2 protein-coding genes are annotated in these 2,270 nt (G+C 42.2%); both read right to left on the bottom strand.

Going from position 1 to position 2,270, the window contains the following annotated elements; all coding sequences use genetic code 11:
• Window positions 1–42: 42 nt before the first annotated feature.
• Window positions 43–738, bottom strand: coding sequence for a metal ABC transporter ATP-binding protein (locus tag PX636_RS00340; RefSeq protein ID WP_288103463.1), 696 nt, complete (start codon window positions 736–738; stop codon window positions 43–45).
• A gap of 10 nt (window positions 739–748) precedes the next feature.
• Complete coding sequence (locus PX636_RS00335) at window positions 749–1,684, bottom strand: metal ABC transporter solute-binding protein, Zn/Mn family (protein ID WP_288115863.1); 936 nt, start codon at window positions 1,682–1,684, stop codon at window positions 749–751.
• Window positions 1,685–2,270: the final 586 nt, after the last annotated feature.

Below are 2,270 nucleotides of genomic sequence, written 5' to 3'. Positions count from 1 at the left end.
GGGATTTGTCAAGGGTTTTGACAGTAGAAAGGGAGAAAACTTTTAACAATACACTTGTTCTAGCATAGCGGTAGTGAGAGATTTTTGGCCGTGATAATAGAGACGACGATTGAGACAACCGATCGATTTAACATAGGTAGATAGGGTTCCCAGATCATGGGAAATAATTAAAATAGTCATCCACTCATTCAATTCTTGCAACAGGGAAAAAATACTAGCACGCATTTGGGGATCGACACTGGCAGTGGGTTCATCTAAAATCAAGAGACGGGGTTCTACCGCTAAAGCGCGAGCGATATAAACCCGTTGGCGCTGTCCTCCCGAAAGTTCGGCAATCGACCTTTTTTTCAACGCTAACATTCCCACACTATCTAAAGCTTTATCTACCCTTAACTCATCTTTTTTACTATAGCCTTGCCAGAGTTTTTTGCTGCTCAATCTCCCCATTTTCACCACCTCACCCACAGTGATGGGAAATGAGCGATCGCATTCGACAAACTGCGGCACATAACCGACTAATTCCCGACCTTTTTGGACAGTTTGCCCCAAAATACTGACCTCTCCCCGCCAAGGTTTAATTAATCCCAGTAAAACCTTAAGGAGGGTAGTTTTTCCTCCTCCATTCGGGCCGATAATTCCCAGGAAATCTAATTCTTCAATGGTTAAATTAATATCTTCGAGGATAGGTTCCTGTTCGTAGCCGGCCCAGAGATTATTAATGGTAATGATCGTTGACATATACAAGCAATTACTGATTTAAAACTGTGGCCATTTTTTGGGAAACTTGTCGCAGGTTTTCACTCCAATTTTGAGCAAAGGCACTGATAGGGATTACCTGTCCCCCAATTTCCCTAGCAATAGTTTCGGCACTTTTCTGACTAAATTCTGGTTGAGTAAAAATAACTTTAATATTCTCTTTTTTTGCCTGTTTGATTAGTTGACCTAACTGGGCAGCACTGGGTTCATTACCGTCGATTTCGATCGCAATCATCTCTAAACCGTAATCTTGGGCAAAATAGCCCCATTCGGGATGAAATACCATAAATTTTTTGTTTTTAATCCCTGCCAAGTTTTGCCGAATTTCTTGATCTAATGCGTCTAATTCCTGACTGAATTTTTCCAAGTTAGCTCGATAGATAGCTTCCTGACTGGGATCGAGTTGTGCTAGGGTTTGATAAATAGTCTTTGCTTGTGCTTTGACTCGTTTTGGTGATAACCAAATATGGGGATCTAGGGTGTTTTTTCCTTCTTGATGTTTTTCTTCCTTAGCGTGATCGTGATCATGGTCATGATCGTGATCATGTTCTGCTGTCAAAGGGATTTTATCTACCCCTTGACTGGTATCGACGATTAACATCTGCTGGTTAACACTGTTTAAGCGATCTTTCCAGGCATCCTCTAAGGATACACCGATTTTAAAGTAGGCTTGCGATCGGGCTGTGGTTTTTAATTGTTCGGGTTTTGGTTCATAGGTGTGGGGATCTGTCCCAGGTTGAATCATGGCATTAACACTGACTCTATCACCGCCGATGCGTTTGACGAAATATTCCTGCGGTACGATACTCACTGTTACCTGTAAGGGTGTCTTTGCTTCCTCTTCCTTGACCGAGGGACCACTACAAGCTGTTAAGCTGGCTATAGTCAGGGTTAAAGCGATCGCTGTTAACTGGAAATTTTTACCCATCGGATTAACTGAGTCTGATTATGATTCTGATCTTATCACAGTCGGTGAGAATCGTTATCATTCTGAAAATATTTCGGTATAGATGTACTGGTTTTTCGTCCTTCGATCTTTCGCTCCCAATTAAAAAATTTTCTCTTGCTAACTAACGCTTGACATGATATTATATAGATAATGGAAAATCCGTGCGCCTGCGACCCCCCTCTGGTCAAGTCAAATAAAGCCCAAAAAAATTAACCCCAAAAAGTAGTGGGTGAACTGACAACTGATACTTGCTAAGACTGCACCGGAGTGCCGGAGTTGGGAGAGGAAGCCTGAGCATTTGTACTAAAAATCCCAAGAGGCAGTTTAAATTCAGTAGAGCTTAACTAAAGCTTGCTGAATAAATCTAAAAACCGTGTTGGGTAAGACTTTTAGACTTTTTGGGAAATCAAAAAGTACCGGACATGGGAGTGATCGGGGGGAAAATTAAGTAATTGACCCCCTCAAAATCGGTAAAACCCTACACCCCACACCCCACACCCCACACCCTACCCCCACGAAAAACTTTTTGCCGCAAACCCTAACTAAAAACCGAGTGCCGATCACT

The sequence above is a fragment of the Microcystis sp. M53598_WE2 genome (assembly GCF_030067735.1).
In the GTDB taxonomy this organism is placed as follows: Bacteria; Cyanobacteriota; Cyanobacteriia; order Cyanobacteriales; family Microcystaceae; genus Microcystis; species Microcystis aeruginosa.
The sequence above is the reverse complement of the archived record's forward strand: the minus strand, read 5'-3'. Positions and strand labels throughout refer to the sequence as shown.

Bases quoted from the DNA above. Each gene is read 5' to 3' on its own strand.
- PX636_RS00340 (WP_288103463.1), bottom strand. From the start codon at position 738: ATGTCAACGATCATTACCATTAATAATCTCTGGGCCGGCTACGAACAG.
- PX636_RS00335 (WP_288115863.1), bottom strand. From the start codon at position 1,684: ATGGGTAAAAATTTCCAGTTAACAGCGATCGCTTTAACCCTGACTATA.